Annotated in this window: 11 protein-coding genes; 5 read left to right on the top strand and 6 right to left on the bottom strand. The window is 73.1% G+C overall.

From position 1 onward, the window contains the following. Positions 1-152 precede the first annotated feature (152 nt). The gene (locus ACIO9J_RS32980; protein WP_402007641.1) at positions 153-1,430 is read right to left on the bottom strand and encodes an NAD(P)/FAD-dependent oxidoreductase; all 1,278 of its coding nucleotides are present in this window, start codon (positions 1,428-1,430) and stop codon (positions 153-155) included. After that, a complete protein-coding gene (locus ACIO9J_RS32975; RefSeq protein ID WP_402007639.1) occupies positions 1,427-1,762 on the bottom strand; it encodes a bifunctional 3-phenylpropionate/cinnamic acid dioxygenase ferredoxin subunit in 336 nt (111 codons plus the stop codon). The genes ACIO9J_RS32980 and ACIO9J_RS32975 overlap by 4 nt, the downstream gene beginning before the upstream one ends. A gap of 189 nt (positions 1,763-1,951) precedes the next feature. Here ACIO9J_RS32975 and ACIO9J_RS32970 point away from each other — a divergent pair, with 189 nt between their 5' ends. The 5 genes from ACIO9J_RS32970 to ACIO9J_RS32950 all read left to right on the top strand — a co-directional run bounded on the left by ACIO9J_RS32970 (position 1,952) and on the right by ACIO9J_RS32950 (position 8,951). After that, positions 1,952-2,782: an IclR family transcriptional regulator gene (locus ACIO9J_RS32970; protein ID WP_402007637.1), complete on the top strand. Its 831-nt coding sequence runs from the start codon at positions 1,952-1,954 to the stop codon at positions 2,780-2,782. 246 nt (positions 2,783-3,028) lie between these two features. After that, on the top strand, positions 3,029-4,114 hold the full coding sequence (locus ACIO9J_RS32965) for an S-(hydroxymethyl)mycothiol dehydrogenase (RefSeq protein WP_402007635.1): 1,086 nt from the start codon (positions 3,029-3,031) through the stop codon (positions 4,112-4,114). Continuing rightward, positions 4,111-6,588: an FAD-dependent oxidoreductase gene (locus ACIO9J_RS32960; protein ID WP_402007633.1), complete on the top strand. Its 2,478-nt coding sequence runs from the start codon at positions 4,111-4,113 to the stop codon at positions 6,586-6,588. Before ACIO9J_RS32965 ends, ACIO9J_RS32960 begins: the two co-directional genes overlap by 4 nt. 57 nt (positions 6,589-6,645) lie before the next feature. After that, the gene (gene solA / locus ACIO9J_RS32955) at positions 6,646-7,815 is read left to right on the top strand and encodes an N-methyl-L-tryptophan oxidase (protein WP_402007631.1); all 1,170 of its coding nucleotides are present in this window, start codon (positions 6,646-6,648) and stop codon (positions 7,813-7,815) included. A gap of 11 nt (positions 7,816-7,826) precedes the next feature. Continuing rightward, positions 7,827-8,951 (top strand): aromatic ring-hydroxylating dioxygenase subunit alpha, encoded by a 1,125-nt coding sequence (locus tag ACIO9J_RS32950; RefSeq protein ID WP_402007629.1) that lies wholly within the window; start codon positions 7,827-7,829, stop codon positions 8,949-8,951. A gap of 51 nt (positions 8,952-9,002) precedes the next feature. Here the strand turns inward: ACIO9J_RS32950 and ACIO9J_RS32945 are convergent, their stop codons facing one another. The 4 genes from ACIO9J_RS32945 to ACIO9J_RS32930 form a co-directional block, all read right to left on the bottom strand. Next, on the bottom strand, positions 9,003-13,619 hold the full coding sequence (locus ACIO9J_RS32945; protein WP_402007627.1) for a hypothetical protein: 4,617 nt from the start codon (positions 13,617-13,619) through the stop codon (positions 9,003-9,005). Positions 13,620-13,699: 80 nt separating this feature from the next. Next, on the bottom strand, positions 13,700-14,593 hold the full coding sequence (locus ACIO9J_RS32940; RefSeq protein WP_402007625.1) for a hypothetical protein: 894 nt from the start codon (positions 14,591-14,593) through the stop codon (positions 13,700-13,702). Positions 14,594-14,684: 91 nt separating this feature from the next. Further along, positions 14,685-16,211, bottom strand: coding sequence for a hypothetical protein (locus ACIO9J_RS32935; protein ID WP_402007623.1), 1,527 nt, complete (start codon positions 16,209-16,211; stop codon positions 14,685-14,687). Positions 16,212-16,269: 58 nt separating this feature from the next. Further along, the gene (locus ACIO9J_RS32930) at positions 16,270-16,974 is read right to left on the bottom strand and encodes a GntR family transcriptional regulator (RefSeq protein WP_402007621.1); all 705 of its coding nucleotides are present in this window, start codon (positions 16,972-16,974) and stop codon (positions 16,270-16,272) included. Positions 16,975-17,079: the final 105 nt, after the last annotated feature.

Here is a 17,079-nt window from a genome sequence, read left to right as displayed (position 1 = left end):
CTCGGCGCGCGACGACGGACTTGGTCCGTAAGGAGGTGGAGTCCGTTGGGGCCGCGCTGCTCTACACCCTCGGCTCAGACAGCCACCGACCGGACAGAGGTCTCCGGCTCCAGCGGCCCCGTCGGCACCTTCGGCCCTTCCAGCACTTCCGGCTACACGGGTGCCCCTGCCACTCCGACAGAGGTCGCACGCTCCCTCTCCTGAGCCGCAAGTCCCCTGCGCACCTTCATGAAGGGCCGCGCCAGGTCCACGGCGAGAGCCGCCGTGGTGCGGCCGTCCCGCTCGTAGACGGCGAGGAAGCCGCCTCCGATTGCGCCCTCGACTGCGCCGCCACCTACGCCTCCGGCGAGGGACTCCGGCGAGCCTTCGAGGAACCGGACGGTGTCGCCGCGCCCTCGGCGGCCCGCGAACTGGATGCGGGAGCCGTACTGATCCGACCAGAAGTACGGCAGCGGATGCGCCGCCTCGACCGTGCGCCCGGCCAGCAAGTTCCTTACGGCGACGCGGGGTTGCTCCGTAGCGCTCGTCCAGTGTTCGGCGCGGACGCCGCCCACGCGCGCGACGTCGCCGACCGCGACGACCTGGGGCAGCGCGGTCGCACAGCCGTCGTCACACAGGACGCCGTCGTCCACGGCGAGAGAGGAGCCCGCGAGCCAGTCCGTCTCAGGGGTGGCGCCGATGCCGACGACGACCACCTCGGCGGGCAGCGAGCGCCCGTCGGCGAGTTCCACCGCGCCGACGGCGGGCCGCGCGTCCGCGTCCGTACGAGCCGACCCGGCCTGGAGCCCGGCCGTACCCCGGAGCCCGGCCACCCCCACGCCGGTCAACAGCCGTGCCCCGCCCCGTTCGTGGAGCCCCGCGCACACCGCGGCGAGTTCGGGTCCGAGCTGGGTGGCGAGCGGGAGCGGCGCGGCCTCGACGACCGTGACGTCATGGCCGAGCGCCACGCATGCGGACGCGGTCTCGGCGCCGATGAAGCCCCCTCCGATCACCACGACGCGGCACGGGCCGCGGGTGAGGTCGGCGCGCAGCGCGCGGGCGTCGTCCAGACCCCGCAGGGTGTGGACGCCCGCGAGCGGTGGCCCCGGCAGGCGCCGCGCACGGGCCCCGGTGGCGATGACCACGCCGTCGCTCGGCAGCGTGCGCCCGTCCGCCAGGACGACGGTGCGGCCCCGTGCGTCGAGTGCGCGCGCCCGCGTTCCGAGGATCCAGTCGGCGCGGAGTTCGGCCGTCTCCTCCGGGTCGGTGAGGGCGAGTTGGTCCTCGTCCGCCTTGCCCATGAGGAAGTCCTTGGACAGGGGCGGCCTGTCGTACGGAAGGTGCGGTTCGGCGCCGACGACGGTCAGTCGGCCGTCGTACCCCTGGGCCCGCAGCTCGCGCGCCGCGTACAGTCCGGCGAGCGAGGCGCCCACCACGGTGACGGCTCTCATGCCGCGGATCCCTTCTCGGCCGCGCCCACGTCGGCGGCGATGCGGACATGGATCATGCCGTCCGCGACATGCACCTCGTGGGTGCGGACGGGCTTGCGGGCGGGCAGACAGGTCGGCCGCCCGGTGCGGAGATCGAATGACGCGGCGTGGAGCGGGCATTCGACCAGACAGCCCTCCAACCATCCCTCGGACAGGGAAGCGTCCTGGTGGCTGCACGTGTCGTCGATGGCGAAGAGCTCGCCGTCGGCGTTGAACACCGCGACGGGCGGCGTGGTGTCGAGACGGACGGACTCGCCCGCGGGGAGGTCGGCAAGGCGGCAGACGGGAATCATGGGCCCCCCTCTAGGTCTCATTCGGCCCGGTCCTGGCCCCTTCTGGGAACAAGACCCTTCGGTAACATGATGTTTCACATGGCGCACGAGGGAGCGCTATGCGCAACAGAATCCGGTCGGGACGCCCACCGCGTCAAGGGCTTCCCGAAGACGCGGCCGAACAGGCCGCCAGGTGGTGAGAGTCGAGATATGACCGGCACGCGGAAACAGGCTGATCAGAACAGTGGCCCCGACAAGGAAGCCCGGGAGAGGCAGCCGAAGGGAGCCGCCGGATCCGTCCAGTCCGTGGACCGCGCGGTGAGCGTCCTGGAGATCCTCGCGCGGCACGGGGAGGCCGGAGTCACCGATATCGCCGACGAGTTGGGTGTGCACAAGTCGACGGCCTTCCGGCTCCTCGGGGTCCTGGAGAACCGTGGTCTCGTCGGTCAGGCCAAGGACCGCGGCAAGTACTTCCTGGGCGCGGGCGTACTCCGCCTCGCGGGGGCGGCGGCAGTGCGGATGGACATCTCCCAGGAAGGCGGCCCGGTCTGCCGCGAACTCGCCGACGAGCTGGGCGAGACGGTCAACATCGCGGTCCTGGACGACGACGCCGCGGTCAACATCATGCAGGCGCGCGGCCCGGCCTCGGTGACCGCGCAGAACTGGCTGGGCAGGCGCACCCCGCTGCACGCCACCTCCAGCGGCAAGGTGCTCCTCGCGCACCTGCCGACCACGCTGCGCGAGGGCCTGATCGCGCGCACGCTGCCGCGGCTCACCGAGCACACGGTGACCGGCACGGTCGCGCTGCGCGGCGAGCTGGAGACCGTCGTGGACCATGGATTCGCCGTCGCCGTAGAGGAGTTGGAGGTCGGCCTCGCCGCCGTCGCCGCGCCCGTGCGGGCGCACGACGGCAAGGTGATCGGGGCGCTCAGCGCCTCGGGTCCGGTGTACCGGCTGACGGAGGACCGCCTGACCGAGCTCGCCAAGCGCACGGTCGCGGCGGCCGTGGAGCTCTCCCGGCGGATGGGGTACGGCTTCTGACCGCATCCGGGGCCGGCGTGTCCGAGGGCGGAGCCAGGACTTCCTGGCTCCGCCCTCGGTCGTGTCGGCCTCTTTCCGTCGCGCCCCAGGGGTTTTCCGAACCCTTAACTCCGCCCCCTTGACGGCCTCTTGATGGCGTTCCCACTATGTCTCTCATAGCGCAACCGATCGTGCAGTACGCAACAACGCCATCGCGCCGTACGCACCACGTCGTCGTGCCGTGCGCAACAGCAGAGGAGCCTGGCCGTGCCACACGAGGTCCGTGCCGTCGTGGCCCTGAAGAGGGGCGCACCCGTCGAGGTGCAGACGATCGTCGTGCCAGATCCCGGACCGGGAGAGGTACTGGTATCCGTGCAGGCCTGCGGGGTCTGCCACACGGATCTGCACTACAGGGAGGGCGCGATCGACGACGAATTCCCTTTCCTGCTCGGCCATGAGGCGGCGGGCACCGTCGACGCGGTCGGCGCGGACGTCGTCGACCTCGCCCCCGGCGACTATGTGATCATCGCCTGGCGCGCGCCCTGCGGAGCCTGCCGCTCCTGTCTGCGCGGCCGCCCCTGGTACTGCTTCGACTCGCGCAACGCCCGGCAGTCCATGACGCTCACCGACGGCACGCCGCTGAGCCCGGCCCTCGGCATCGGCGCCTTCGCCGAGAAGACGCTGGTCGCGGCCGGGCAGGCCGTGAAGGTCGATCCGGCGGCACGGCCCGAGGCCGCGGGCCTGATCGGCTGCGGCGTGATGGCCGGGTACGGGGCGGCCGTGCACACCGGCGGGGTCGGCCGCGGCGACACGGTGGCCGTCATCGGCTGCGGCGGCGTCGGCAACGCGGCGATCGCCGGGGCGTCGCTGGCCGGGGCCCGCCGCGTGATCGCCGTCGACATCGACGACGCGAAGCTCGACGGGGCGACACGGTTCGGCGCCACCCACACGGTCAACTCGCGGGGCACCGACCCGGTCGACGCGGTCCGCGGGCTGACCGGCGGCTTCGGCGTCGATGTCGCCATCGACGCGGTCGGGATCCCCGCGACGTACAAGCAGGCCTTCTACATGCGCGACCACGCGGGCGTGCTCGTCCAGGTGGGCGTGCCGGACCCGGAGGCGGTGATCGATCTGCCGCTGATCGACCTGTTCTCGCGCGGTGGCGCGCTCAAGTCGTCCTGGTACGGCGACTGTCTGCCGACGCGGGACTTCCCGATCCTGGTCGACCAGTACCTCTCCCGCCGTCTCGACCTGGGAGGGTTCGTCTCCGAGACGATCTCCCTGGAGCAGGTCGAGGAGGCGTTCGCCAGGATGCACCGGGGCGAGGTGCTGCGATCGGTGGTGGTCCTGTGAGCGCCGCATCACACGAGACCCCCGTCGGCGGGCCGCGAGGGCCGCGCGTCGTCGTCATCGGTGCGGGCATCGTCGGGTGTTCGCTCGCCGACGAGCTGACCGCACGCGGCTGGACCGACGTCACCGTCCTTGAGCAGGGGCCGCTGCCCGCGCCCGGCGGCTCCACCTCGCACGCGCCGGGGCTGGTGTTCCGTACCGGCCCTTCGAAGACGCTCACCGCGTTCGCCGCGTACACCATCGAGAAGTTCACCTCTCTTGAGGTGGACGGGCTCCCCTGCTTCCACGCCGTCGGCGGCCTGGAGGTCGCCACGACGCCCGAGCGCTGGGCCGATCTGCACCGCAAGGCCGGCTTCGCCGCGTCCTGGGGCATCGACGACGCCCGACTGATTCCCCCGGAGCGGTGCAAGGAGCTGTGGCCGCTGCTCGACGAGACCCGGCTGTACGGCGGTCTGTACACGCCCGAGGACGGTCTGGCCCGCGCGCTGCCCGCCTGCCGGGCCCAAATGGAACGGGCACGCACGCGTGGCGCACGATTTCTCGACCGGCACACCGTGACGGGCATTGAACGGGAGGCCGGTGACGGCGGCCGCGTCACCGCCGTCGTCACCGACCGCGGCACCTTCCCCGCCGATCACGTGGTGTCCGCCGCAGGCTTCTGGGGCCCGGTGATCGGGCGAATGGCCGGGGTCGACATACCGCTGCTGCCACTCGCCCACCAGTACGCGAAGACGCGGCCGCTGCCCGAGCTCGCCGGCCGCGACGACGCGCTGGCGGAGGCGTCGATGCCGATCCTCCGCTTCCAGGACAGGGACCTGTACTTCCGTGAGCACGTCGACCGGCTCGGCATCGGCTCGTACGCCCATCGGCCGCTGCCCGTCGACCCGTTCACGGTCCCCGCGTACGACGACGCCGAGCGGATGCCGTCCTCGTACCCGTTCACCGAGGAGGACTTCGCGCCGAGCTGGGAGGACTGCCGGTGGCTGCTCCCCGCGCTGCGCGACACCGGGATCGAGGAGGGCTTCAACGGCGTCTTCTCGTTCACGCCCGACGGCATGCCGGTGCTCGGCGAGTCCCGTGCGCTGCGCGGCTTCTGGCTGGCCGAGGCCGTGTGGGTCACGCACTCCGCGGGAGTCGCCAAGGCGGTCGCCGAGTGGATGGTCGAAGGGCGGCCATCGCTGGACGTCCACGACTGCGACCTGACGCGCTTCGAGGACGCCCAGCGCACCCCCGCGTACGTCGCCGAACGCGGTGCCCGGCAGTTCGTCGAGGTGTACGACGTCATCCACCCCTTGCAGCCGATGGATTCGCCGAGGCCCCTACGGGTCAGCCCCTTCCACGCCCGTCAGCAGGAGCTCGGCGCGGTCTTCCTCGAAGGCGGCGGCTGGGAGCGTCCGCACTGGTACGCGTCCAACGCCCCGCTGGCCGAGGGCATCGAACTGCCCGCGCGCGACACCTGGGCGGCCCGCTACTGGTCGCCGATCGCGGCGGCCGAAGCACTCGCCACGCGCGAGCGGGTCGCCCTCTACGACATGACGCCGCTGCGCCGCCTGGAGGTCACGGGCCCCGGCGCCCTCGCCTTCCTCCAGCGCATGACCACCAACAACCTGGCCAAGCGCCCCGGTTCGGTCACCTACACCCTCCTCCTCGACGAGGCGGGCGGCATCCGCTCCGACCTGACCGTGGCCCGACTCGCGCCCGACCGCTTCCAGGTCGGCGCCAACTCCCCCGCCGACCTCGACTGGCTGCTCCGGCACGCGCCCCACGACGTGCACATCGGCGACATCACCCCGGGCACCTGCTGCGTCGGCGTCTGGGGACCGCTGGCCCGCGCGCTCGTACAGCCGCTGACCCGCGACGACTTCTCGCACGAGGCGTTCGGCTACTTCAAGGCCAGGCAGACCGCCATCGGGCACGTCCCGGTGACCGCGATGCGGCTGTCGTACGTCGGCGAACTGGGCTGGGAGCTGTACACCACCGCCGATCTCGGGCTGCGCCTGTGGGACACGCTGTGGGAGGCGGGGCAGCAGCACGGCGTGATCGCGGCGGGCCGTTCCGCGTTCAACAGCCTGCGCCTGGAGAAGGGGTACCGCGCCTGGGGCCAGGACATGACGGCCGAACACGACCCCTACGAAGCGGGCGTCGGCTTCGCCGTGCGCATGGAGAAGGACGATTTCGTGGGCCGGGCCGCCCTGTCGGCGCTCGGCGCGCCCACCCGGCGGCTCACCGCGCTGCTCCTGGACGATCCGTCCGCCGTGGTCCTCGGCAAAGAGCCCGTCTCCGTGGACGGCGTCCCGGCCGGATACGTGACCAGCGCGGCGTACGGCTACACCCTGGGGCGCTGTGTCGCGTACGCCTGGCTGCCCGTTCTGGAGACCGGGACCGGCGTGCACATCGAGTACTTCGGAGAGAAGGTGTCCGCGACGGTCGCCGATGAGCCGCTGTTCGACCCGAAGATGACCCGCATCCGCCGCTAGCCGCGGACGGGCCACCCTCGCTGTCCACCGCCCGCCGTTCCGTTCCGGAGGAGCCCCGTGTCACCCACGTACGACGTCATCGTCATCGGTCTCGGCGGCATGGGGAGTGCCGCCGCCCACCACCTGTCCGCGCGCGGCGCCCGGGTGCTCGGCCTGGAGAAGTTCGGCCCGGTGCACAATCGGGGCTCCAGCCACGGCGGTTCGCGCATCACCCGGCAGTCCTACTTCGAGGACCCCGCGTACGTACCGCTGCTGCTGCGCGCCTACGAGCTGTACGACCGGCTCGAACGGGACACCGGGCGGGAGGTCGCCACGCTCTGCGGCGGCGTGATGCTGGGCCGCCCCGAGAGCCGCACCGTCGCCGGCTCGCGGCGCTCCGCCGAGCAGTGGGACCTGCCCCACGAGATGCTCGACGCCAAGGAGATCCGCCGCCGCTTCCCCACCCTGACGCCGGGCGACGACGAGGTGGCGCTGTACGAGGCGCGGGCGGGTCTGGTCCGGCCGGAGAACACCGTGGCCGCCCACCTCCAGCTGGCCACCCAGCGGGGCGCCGACCTGCACTTCGAGGAGCCCATGACGCGGTGGGAGCCCTACCGCGACGGGGTCAGGGTGCACACCGCCGACGACACCTACACCGCGGGCCAACTGGTGATCTGTCCGGGTGCCTGGGCCCCCGGCGTGCTGACCGACCTCGGGGTGCCCTTCACCATCGAGCGGCAGGTCATGTACTGGTTCGAACCGACCGGCGGCGAGCGCCCGTTCGAGCCGCAGAGCCACCCGATCTACATCTGGGAGGACTCCGACGGCGTGCAGATCTACGGCTTCCCGGCCATCGACGGACCCGGTCTCGGCGCGAAGGTCGCCTTCTTCCGCAAGGGCACGGTCTGCACCCCCGAGACCATCGAACGCACGGTCCACGACCATGAGGTGACCGCGATGGCCGACCAGGTGGGCCGGCTGATCCCGGCGCTCCCCGGCCGCTTCCTCAAGGCCGCCACCTGCATGTACTCCAACAGTCCCGACGAGCACTTCGTCATCGCGCGGCATCCGGCCCACCCCGGCTCGGTGACCGTCGCGGCCGGGTTCTCGGGGCACGGCTTCAAGTTCGTGCCCGTGGTCGGCGAGATCGTCGCCGACCTCGCACTGCACGGCTACACCGATCACCCCATCGGGCTCTTCGACCCCAGCCGCCTCGCCGCCGCACCCGCTGCCGCCGCCCCCGCTTGAGGAGTACGACCGTGACGACGACCCCGGTCCCGACGAGTCTCATCGCGACTCTGCCAGGCCGTTACTACACCGATCCGGAGATCTTCCGGCAGGAGCAGGAGCGCGTCTTCGAGGCCCTGTGGTGCTGCGCGGTGCGCGCCGCCGACCTCGACCAGCCGGGCGCGTTCCGCACCGTCACCATCGGCAGGGAGAGCGTCCTGATCACCCGCTCGCGCACCGGTGAGCTGCGTGCCTTCCTCAACGTGTGCCGCCACCGCGGCGCCCGCCTGTGCACGGAGGAGTCGGGACAGGTCAGGCGCGCCCTCCAATGCCCATACCACGCCTGGACGTACGACCTGGAGGGCAAGCTGATCGCGGCGCCCAACCTGGTGAAGATGCCGGACGTGGACCGCACCGCGTACGGCCTGGTCAAGGTGGCCCTGCGGGAGTGGCTGGGCTACGCCTGGGTCTGCCTGGCCGACGAACCGCCCTCCTTCGAGGAGACCGTGATCGGCGCGGCGGCCGAACGGCTCGGCGACCCAGCGTCCATCGAGCGCTACGGCACCGAGGATCTCGCACTCGGCAGGCGCGTCACCTACGACGTGCGCGCCAACTGGAAGCTGATCGTCGAGAACTTCATGGAGTGCTACCACTGCGCGACCATCCACCCCGAACTCACCGATGTCCTGCCGGAGTTCGCGGACGGCTTCGCCGCGCAGTACTACGTCGGGCACGGTGCCGCGTTCGGCGACGAGGTGGGCGGCTTCACCGTCGACGGCAGCGCGGGCTTCGGGCGGCTGCCCGCGGTCACCCAGGAACAGGACCGCCGCTACTACGCGGTCACCGTCAAGCCGACCGTGTTCGTCAACCTCGTCCCCGACCATGTGATCCTGCACCGCATGTTCCCGCTGGCCGAGGACCGTACGGTCGTCGAGTGCGACTGGCTGTACGCACCCGACGTCGTCGCCTCCGGGGCCGATCTGTCGAAGTCCGTGGAGCTCTTCCACCGGGTCAACGCCCAGGACTTCGCGGCCTGCGAGCGTACCCAGCCCGCGATGGCGTCACGCGCCTACCGCGCGGGCGGGGTGCTGGTCCCCACCGAGCACCACATCGGCCTGTTCCACGAGTGGCTGACCAAACGGCTCGCTACGGAGTGAGCGGTTGGCCGAACCGTTCCCTACGAAGTGGGCGGTTGACCAAACCGTTCCCTACGAAGTGACCGGGTCCGGGCGCTTGTACATCCGGGTCGCGGTGATCTCGCCGTGCACCGTCTCACCGTCCGGGTCCTGCTGCGGCAGACCCGGGCGCAGGTGCTCCTCGACGCTGATGTACTTCAGCCCCGCGCGCAGGTCCGCGTCGTTGCGCAACCGGATGACCAGCGGGAACTCCGCGAGCGCCGTCGTGTCGAACAGCCCCGTCGTGTAAAGCAGTTGCACGCCGAGCGCGTCCGAGACGGCCCGCTGGAGCTCCAGGAGGTACGTCGCGTTGGCGCGGCCGATGGGGTTGTCGAGGAAGAGCGTGCCCGCGTGCCGGTGCTTGTCGCGGCCGCGGTCGTTGCTGCGCAGGGCGGCCATCGTGCAGTACAGGGCGATGGCCGCGGTGAGCAGCTGGCCGCCCGAGAACACGTCGCCCATCTGCCCGACGGGGACGCGCTCGGCGCGCAGCACCGCGTCCGGCTTGAGGATCTCCACGGCGATGCCGCGCGGCTCCAGAGCGGCCTGGACGCCGCGCAGCAGCAGGGACATTCCGTCCCGCCGCATGTCGGAGTTCTTCTTGACGGCCGCGCGGGTGGCCTCGTCGATGACCTCGCCGAGCCGCTCGACGAGGGTCGCCTGGTCGGGCTCCTCGAAGCGGACGCGCAGGAACTCCTGGCCCGACCACTCCCCCAGGCCCTCGGGCAGCCTGGACAGGCGCTGGGCGGACCGCAGGGTGGCGAGGGCGGACTCGACGAGGCCGCGAAGCCGGTCGACGATGCTGTCGCGGTTGCGCTCCAACTGCTCCAGCTCGTCGGTCAGGACGCGCAGCCGGGGCGCGAAGGCGTCCGCCCACTTCTTGGCGTGTTCGGGCAGCGCGGAGGCGGGCAGCTCGCGGATCTGCTGGCGGGCGGGGGTGCGCACCTGCTCGTACCGGGTCGCGTTCGCGTGGCGTACGAGGATGTCGCTGGCCTCGCGGACGGCGGACTCGGCGGCGGAGAGGTCGGCGGCACAGCCGCGCAGCGAGCGGCGGGCCTCGGCGGCGGAGTGGCGGGCCTCTTCGAGGCTGCCGGGGAACGCCTCGACGGCTTCCTCGGCCTCTTCGGTCTGGTGCTCGCGCATGAGGTCGCGCAGCAGCGCGGCGGTCTCGTCGAAGCCGCCGGCCGCGTCCTCCGTGGTGCGGTGGGTGTGCAGCAGCGCGGCGTGCGCCTCCTTGGCGCGGCTCAACGCCTCGGTGTGCGCGGCCAGTTCGCCGGTCGCGGTGCGCAGCAGCGCCTGGGCCTGCTCGGCGTCGGCGGGCACGAGGTCGTCGGGCAGCTCGGTGTGGGCCCCGCCGTCCTCGGGTGCGTGCCGCTCGGCCTCGCCGCGCAGCCTGCCGAGCTGCTCGCTGGCAGTGGCGGAGCGGGCCTCGATCAGCTGGACCTGGGCCTCCGCGCGCGCGGCGGCGGCCTGCCGGGACGGACCGTCGGAGCCGTCGGTGCCTTCGAGGAGCAGGGCCGCACGGGTGCGGACCTTGTTGCTGAGCCGGTCCAGCTCGGCGAGGGCCGCGCTCTCGTCGCTCTCGGCGCGGGCCTGCTCGGCGCGCAGGTCGGCGCCGACACCGACCTTCTCGTAGAGCTGCGAGGCCGCGCGGTAGGCCTCGCGCAGGGCGGGCAGCGACGTCTTGGCGGGCGCCTCCTCCTCGGGGATGTCCTCGGGGGCGCCGGCGATCTCGGCGCGCTCGGCGCGCAGCGCACGCGCGGTGCGGCGGGCGTCGTCGGCGGCGCGCTGGGCGGCGCGGCGGTCCTCGTCGGCGGCGCGGGCGCGGTCCAGGCAGGTCTGGGCGCGGGCCTCCGACTCGACGGCGTCGTCGGCCAGTTCACGGAGTTTGACCTGCCAGCCGGAGCGCTCACGGAGCCGGAAGGCGAGGCCCGCGAGGGCGTCGGCGGAGCGTCGGGCGCGCTGCGCGGCCTCCTGGCGCTCGTCACGCACGCGTACCGCCTCGCCCGCGACCTCGTCGGCCTCGGCGCGGGCCGTGCGGCACTCGGCGAGCTCGGCCTCGGCCTCCTCGGCGAAGGCGCGGGCCTCCTCGGCGGCGGTGGCGAGCTCGGCGAGACGGCCGCTCGGGCAGCCCGAGCGCCAGGAGCCGAGGCGCGCGGCGAGCTCACGGTCCTTGGCGAGCCGGACGGCGAGCGTCCTGATCTCCTCGTCGCGCCCGGCGGCCCGCGCGCGCAGCGCCTGGCGCTCCTCGTCGGCGGCGTGCTCGTCGTGCATGGCCGGGTTCGGCGGTACGAGGAAGACGCCGCTGTCGGTGCTCTGCTCGCCCGGCGTCGGGGCGAGGAGGGCGGCGGCGGTGCCCACGGCGACGGCGGAGCGGGGCAGCAGCGCGGCGTCGGCGAGCGCGGCACGGGCGCGTGCGTGGGTGTCCGGGTCGGTGATGACGACGCCGTCGACGAGCTCGGGCCTGGCGGCGAGCACGCGTGCGTGGTCTGCCGGGTCGACGGCCTGTGCCAGGTAGCGCCAGCCGGGCAGCGCGGGGATGCCGTGCTCGCCGAGGAACTCGACGGTGGCCAGCACGTCGGGTCCCGGCGGCAGGAGACCGCCGTCGCCGAGGGCGCCGAGGATGCGGGAGTCGTCGGCCGCCGCGGTGCGCAGGTCGAAGAGGCTGCGCTCGGCGGCCGAGACGCCGTCGTCGAGCAGGGTGCGCAGTTCGTCGGCGGAGCGGTCGAGCTCCGCCACGGAGAGGGCGCCGTGGCGCTCGTCCGGCGCGCCCTGCCGGGGTCCCGGCACCGCGCCGTCGGACTCGCCGCCGGGCAGGCCCAGCAGTTCGGCGAGCCTTTCGTCGGCCGCGATGGACTCCGCGGCGCGGCGCTCCGCGTCGTGGGCGCCCTCCGCGGCGGTCGCGGCGTCCGAGGCGCGGGCCGCGGTCAGTTCGGCGCGGGCCTCGGCGGCGGCCGCCTCCTTGGCCTGCTCGGTGGCGCGGCGGGCCGCCTCGCGGGCGGTGTCCCACGCGGCGACCGTGGTCTTCTCCGCGTCGCTCGCGGCGAGCGCGGCACGGGCCGGGTCGGCGTCGGGCGCGGTGTCGTCGAGCCAGCCCGCGCGTACCGCCTCCGCGGTCTCCTGCTCGACCTCGGTCAGGCGCTGGCGCAGGTGCCCGGCCTCGCTGCGGGCGCGCTGGGCCTCGGTGGCGGCCGCGGTGGCGTCGCGGTGCGCGGCCTCGCCGGTCTCCTGGAGGGCGGCGGAGCGCTCCTCCTCTTCGTTGGCGAGGTTCTCGGCGCCTTCGGCGGCCGTGTGCAGGACCCGGACCAGGTCGGCGGCGGCCTTGGCGCGGGCGGCGAGCGCGGGTGCCGCGTCGCGCTCGGCCTCGCGGATGGCGACGGCCACGCGCGCGGTGCGGTCGGCGGCGGCGCGGTGCCGCAGGACGGCCTCGGCGGCCTGCCAGGCGGAGTGCAGGGTGCGCGCCTCGACGAGCTCGCGGCGCTGCGCGGCGGCGGCCTTCTCGGCGACGGTGAGCGCCAAGGAGGCGTGCCGGTAGGCCAGTTCCGCGGAGATCTGCGCGCTGTTGGCGCGGGCCTGCTCGGCGGCGGTGACGGTGTGCGCGGCGGCGGTGACCTGCTCGGCGAGCTCGGCGGCCCGGCCGCGCTCCTCGACGCCGCGGGCGGAGAGCCTGCGGGCCAGGGTGCGGGTGCGGCGTTCGGCGCCCGCGTGCACGTCACGCGCGCGTGCCCGCGTCTCGGCGCCCTCCACGATGCGCCCGAGCAGGTCCACGGAACCGGCGGTGAAGTCCCGCTCGGCCATCAGCTCGGCGCGTCGGCCCAGCTTGTTGCCGAAGCCGTGGACGAGGTCGGCGAGACCGTCCGTGTCACGGGTGTCCGTGACGGCGCGGAGCAGCAGGTCGGTGAAGTCGGAGTCCTTCTTGACCGCGAAGAGACCGGCGGCCTCGCCCTCGTCGGCGTTCATCTCCCGCTGGTAGCGGAAGAGTTCGGGGTCGAGGCCCAGATCGCCGAGGTGTTCGTTCCAGCGGTCGTGGATCTCTTCCCAGTGCACTTCGAGGTGGGGGTACGCCTTGACCGCATCGGTCATGGCGTCGCGGAACCCCTTCATGGTGCGCCGCCGCCCCTGGGCTCCTGAGGCGCCCTCCACCGAGGGCCGTACTGCGGTGGACTCGGCGACCGGCAGCGAGTCCAGGCTCATGCCGGGTCCCGGGCGGAAGGAGTACCAGGCCTCGGCGAACTTCCGCGGGTCGTTGGAGACCTGCCGGCCGCGCCACTCGCTGACCTTGCCGACGACGACGCACTCGCCGGTGAGGGTGTGCTGCCACTCCAGGGCGACGTGTCCGCAGTCGTCGGCGAGCAGGAACTTGCGCAGGACGCCGGAGCTGGCGCCGCCGAGGGTGTTGCGGTGGCCCGGCAGCATCACCGAGAAGATCAGCTTGAGCAGGACGGACTTGCCGCCGCCGTTCTCCAGGAAGAGCACGCCGGCGGGAGCGGGGCGGCGCGGCGGGCCGACCGGCTCGTCCTCGAAGAACTCCGCCTGGGCAGGGGCGGGGTCGGGCACCTCGGCGCCCACGCCGCGCAGGTCGAGCACGGTGTCGGCGTAGCGCGCACCGGCCGGACCGATGGAGTAGAGGCGGACCCGGGACAGCTCGTACATGGCGGCGGACTCTCGTCGTAAGTCGTGCGGGACGGCAGGAAGGTGGGGGCGGCGGTGACGTCAGGGGTGCGGCGGTGACGTCAGGAGTGGAAGGGCAGGCCCGCGTCGGCGGCCAGCTCCAGGTCGTCGGGGTCTTCGGGGGGCAGCAGGGTCGCCGAGCCGTCGGTGACCGGCACGACGCCGAGTTCGAGCAGCTCCGCCATGGCCGCGCCGCCCGCCATGTCGCGCACCTGGAGCTGGTAGCGGGCCGTGGTGCGGTACGTCCCTCCGGAGTCGTCGCCCGTCCGCTGGAGGAAGCCGGAGTCGGTGAGGAACGCGACGGCCTTGCCGATGATGCCGGTGGTCGAGCCCGCGAGCCTGCGAGCGTCCTTGGTGGCGCCGGTGGAGCTGCGCCTGGCCCAGATCCGCCAGGCGGCTTCGAGGCCGGGCGTGTCGGTGGCCGGGTCGGTGTTCTCGCCCTTCTCCTCGGCGCGCTCCTCCAGGCGGTGGCAGGCCTGGCGCACGAACGCGTCGACCCCGTTGACCGTGACGCGGCCGATGTACCCGTCGTCGGCGAGGTCCTCGGGGCGCGGGAAGGCCATGGCGGCGACGGCGAGGTGCGCGAGGCCGTGCAGGAAGCGGTCGGTGGAGTCGGCCGCGGTACGGCGCGCGTAGTCGCCCATGCGGACGGCGAAGACGGAGTCCTCGGCGGCGGTCACGGCCATCCCCGCGCGCGCGGACACCTCCAGGACGACGAGCCCGAGCCCGGCGGCGACGGCGTCGGCGAGCCGTGCGAAGGGCGGGTCCTCGCGGTAGCGGCGCAGCAGTTCGCCGTACTCCTGGTCGCGGGCGGGCTGGAGCTTGGGCTGCAGTCCGAAGGCGACGAGCCGGGCCGCGTCGGCGGCGTCGGCCGGGGTGACGGGCGCGGTGGCGGCGGGTGCCGCCGTGGAGTCCGGCTCGCCCCACGCGGCGTGCTCTGCGGGGTGGTCGGTCACGGCGTGTGCTCCTTGCGGCGATCAATCGGTCGTACGTCCTGGGGGGTGCCCGGCGTGGTGCCCGGCATGGTGTCCTGCGGTCGTGCGGTCATCAGGCGGCCTCCGTCCGGTCGGCCGCCATGCCGACGGCGTCCAGGAGGGCCGTGCCGACGATGAGGTCGGCGCCGCCGAACTCCTCGTCGTCGAGCTGGGTGCCGTCGTCCACGGCGAAGAGCAGCTTCTCCTCGCCCTGGCGGTAGGCGGTGCCGACCGGCGGGCTGGCCGCGTGGACGGCCAACAGGGCGACGAGGTAAGGCAGTTCCCGGTCGCGCCGCCGGGCGTCCGCGAGCAGTCCTGACAGGCGGCGCGGGGCGTCGGCGGGCAGGTCGAGCAGCTCCATGGCGCTCGCGAGCTGCGCGTCGCTGAAGCGGCTGTCGTCCGGGGTGGCGATCAGGTCGGGCTCGGGCATCTCCGCGCCGAGGTGCTCGCGCTCCACCGGCGGCGTGAGCAGTATGTCGACGAGATCGCCGACCCGCACCGACACGGGGGTGCGCAGGCCGGTGCCGCGTGCGAAGAAGGCGTCGGTGACGCGGATGGCCTCTTCGGAGGGGAGCGGCAGGATCGGCGCGACGAGCTGGCCGTACAGGTCGAGGCCCGTGCGCGCGGTGGGCGTGGCGAACGCCTGCCGGTCCTGCTCGGCGCGGAACAGCGGGCCGGCTTCCAGGAGGCGGGACTGGAGCTGGGTGTGGCGGCGGATGCAGTCCTTGACGATGTCGACCAGCTCGGCGGCGCGCCGCTTCTGCTCGGGGTCCTCGGACTCGTCGCGGGCCTTGCGGATGTTCGTCAGGATCGCGTTCTCGTGGCGGTACCGGTCGGCGACGTGGTCGAGGGCCTCGGCGATCATGTCGGGGACGGCCTGGAGCCAGTCCACCGCGCGGACGTTGCGCCGGGTCGCGTCGAGGGCTTTGCGTAGCGTTTCCGAGTACTGGACGGTGCGGTAGCGGGCCTGCTCGGCGGCGAGCTGGGCGTCGGCGAGCCTGCCCCGCCTGATCAGCACCTCGAGCTTCACCTCGGCGGCGATCTGCGCGCTGGTGACGTCGGTGTCGAGGGCGCCCACCAGAACGTTGACCGCCTCGTCGGTGGTGCGCAGGTAGACACCGCCGCCGTATCCGGCCACTTCTTCGAGGAGCTTGAAGTCGTAGTCCCTGCGGACATATGTGCCATCAGGGGCGAAAGTGCCGTAGACCGCGCGGAAGCCGCGGTCTACGGAGCCGACGTTGATCAGGTTCTCCAGGACCCAGCGGGCCACCCGCTCGTGCTCGGCGGCCGGACGCCGGGGGGCCTGGGCGGCGACGCGCGGGAGCAGCCTGGCGACGATCTGCTCGTGGTCGGCACCGGTGTCGAAGTCCATGTTGAGCGTGACGAGGTCGATGGCGGAAAGCGCCACCTCGGCCATCGCGTACACCGAGTACTCGCCCGCGAGGTTGGCCTTGCGCACGTCGAGGTCGTGCAGCGGAGCCGTGCAGGCGAGCGCGCGCAGGCGGCGCGCCAGGCCCTCGTCGGCGGCCGGGCCCAGAGCGGGCCGCGGCCCCGCGCTGAGCTGGGGCGGAGCGGTGTCCGTAACGGCAGGCGAAGTCACGGTGCACAGACTAGGTCCTCGGTCTGACAACGGTCGAAACGGCGCAGAAGCGACTGGCTCAGCCGTCGGTGCCGACGCGCCGTGCGTAGACCTCGACCAGGCCCGCGAGGGAGTCCTCCAGATAGCCGGCGAGGAGCCGCTCGGCGCCTGCGGCGTCGCCCTCGCGCAGGGTGTCCAGGATCCGCTGGTTGCGTTCGAGGTAGGGCTGGTGGAGTCGGCGCGGGTCGTCCACCACGTGGAAGGCCAGGCGCAGTTCGGCGAAGACGGAGCGCATCAGTTCGTCCGTCCGGGCACTGCCGGCGAGCGCGACGAGCTCCCGGTGGAAGTGGATGTTGGCGGTGGAGACGCCCTTCCACTTCTTGTCGGCGGCGGCGCGCAGGCCGTCGGCGACGGCGCCCGCGACCCCGTCGAGGGCGAACGGAGGTGCGCCGAGACCCCGGACGACCGCGCACTCCACGAGGCGGCGGGTGCGGTAGATGTCCTCGACGTCCTCGACGGTGAGGACCCGCACGAAGACGCCGCGATTGAGCTGGTGCTCCAGGAGCCGCTCGTGGGTGAGCAGCCGGAACGCCTCCCTGAGCGTGTTGCGCGAGACGCCGAGCGCGCCGCCGATGCTGTCCTCGGAGAGCCGGGTGCCGGGCGGGAAGAAGCCCTCGGCGATGCGGGTCCTGAGGATGTCGGAGACCCGCTCGGCAGTGCTCGTGCGCCCCAGGAGTGCACGGTCGTCGGCCAGTCCGCTCACTGCAGCCATCCCCTCAGCCATGCCCGGATTCAATCGCAGATGCGGGAACGAAACAACATGGGTATTGAAGGATCGTTCAACGATCCTCTACCTTGACGGGCACGGTTCCGCGGCCGGCAATTCCCC

The sequence above is a fragment of the Streptomyces sp. NPDC087300 genome, from assembly GCF_044744425.1.
Classification (GTDB): domain Bacteria; phylum Actinomycetota; class Actinomycetes; order Streptomycetales; family Streptomycetaceae; genus Streptomyces.
The sequence above is the reverse complement of the archived record's forward strand: the minus strand, read 5'-3'. Positions and strand labels throughout refer to the sequence as shown.

Bases quoted from the DNA above. Each gene is read 5' to 3' on its own strand.
- ACIO9J_RS32975 (WP_402007639.1), bottom strand. From the start codon at position 1,762: ATGATTCCCGTCTGCCGCCTTGCCGACCTCCCCGCGGGCGAGTCCGTC.
- ACIO9J_RS32945 (WP_402007627.1), bottom strand. From the start codon at position 13,619: ATGTACGAGCTGTCCCGGGTCCGCCTCTACTCCATCGGTCCGGCCGGT.
- ACIO9J_RS32930 (WP_402007621.1), bottom strand. From the start codon at position 16,974: ATGGCTGAGGGGATGGCTGCAGTGAGCGGACTGGCCGACGACCGTGCA.
- ACIO9J_RS32980 (WP_402007641.1), bottom strand. From the start codon at position 1,430: ATGAGAGCCGTCACCGTGGTGGGCGCCTCGCTCGCCGGACTGTACGCG.
- ACIO9J_RS32970 (WP_402007637.1), top strand. From the start codon at position 1,952: ATGACCGGCACGCGGAAACAGGCTGATCAGAACAGTGGCCCCGACAAG.